The sequence below is a fragment of the Neisseria sp. P0022.S010 genome, from assembly GCF_051956635.1.
Map to the genome: position 1 here is coordinate 1 of NZ_JBQCXF010000748.1, position 985 is coordinate 985.

General features: G+C 48.0%; 1 protein-coding gene and 1 pseudogene. One reads left to right on the top strand and one right to left on the bottom strand.

Features of this window, described 5'->3' with window-relative positions:
• Positions 1-65 precede the first annotated feature (65 nt).
• Positions 66-557 (bottom strand): hypothetical protein, encoded by a 492-nt coding sequence (locus ACTHUT_RS21140; protein WP_049329782.1) that lies wholly within the window; start codon positions 555-557, stop codon positions 66-68.
• 180 nt (positions 558-737) lie between these two features.
• On the opposite strand from ACTHUT_RS21140, the pseudogene ACTHUT_RS21145 reads away from it, so the two are divergent.
• Positions 738-985, top strand: a pseudogene (locus ACTHUT_RS21145) (diaminopimelate epimerase); the annotation flags it as partial.

The following is a 985-nucleotide window of genomic DNA, read 5'->3' on the forward strand; positions in this document are numbered from 1 at the left end:
TGTTTGAATGTTAAAAATATTTTGTAATCAAGTTTCACATGCTTTCCAGCCGTTTCAGACGGCCTTTAGTATTTGGCGTTAACCAATTTGCCGTTTTGGAACACTTGCTGCTGCATCACGGTGCCGTTGTAGGCGTAAGTGGTTAACGAGCCGTTGCTTGGCGTGGCGCGGAACTGCATCAGTTGGTTGCGGCTGAGGACGTAGGGGTCTGTGCGTTTTTGGCTGTTGTCGCTGTAAAAGTCTTGGACAACGTATTCATTGTTGCGTTTGCTGATCAGTTGGCGATGGAAGCCGCCTTTGACTGCGCTGTTGCTGGGTGTGCCGTGTGCATCAAAATAGGTCACGATTTGTTCTTCTGAGATACGGATGCCGTCTGAATCTGTGTCTTTGGTGGTTTTGGTTTTGTCCAAGCCGACAGGGATGTTGATGGATGTGCCCAAGCCGACGTGGCGGCCGATGCTGGTGCCGACGCCCAAGCCGACGGAAACGCCGGGTGTGCCGACTGTACATGCGCTGAGTGAAGCGGCCAAAAGGGCAGGTAAGAGAACTTTTTTCATAATGTGTATCCTTGGAATAAGAAATGTTTGTAATGTGGGAAGTATAGTATTTTTGCGGGGTGGCTGGTGTTAGTATTGGTAAAAGGGCGCAAGGCCGTCTGAAAAACAAGATAGAAACGAATATATCATTCTGGTGTAGAATGTGCCGAAATAATGATTTAATAAGAATGTGAATGAATAATGAAAACTTTGAAATTTACGAAGATGCACGGCTTGGGCAATGATTTTATGGTGGTCAATGCCATCAATCAGGACTTTGATCCGTTGACTGCGCCGCTTGCCCAATGGGCGGACCGTTATCGCGGCGTGGGTTTTGATCAGTTTTTGGTGGTGGAGAAGCCTTCTTCTGATGCGGTCGATTTTCGGTACCGCATTTTCAATGCCGATGGTCGGGAAGTAGAGCAGTGTGGCAATGGCGCGCGTTGTTT

Excerpts from the sequence above, each read along its gene's own strand:
- ACTHUT_RS21140 (WP_049329782.1), bottom strand. The coding sequence starts at position 557 with ATGAAAAAAGTTCTCTTACCTGCCCTTTTGGCCGCTTCACTCAGCGCA.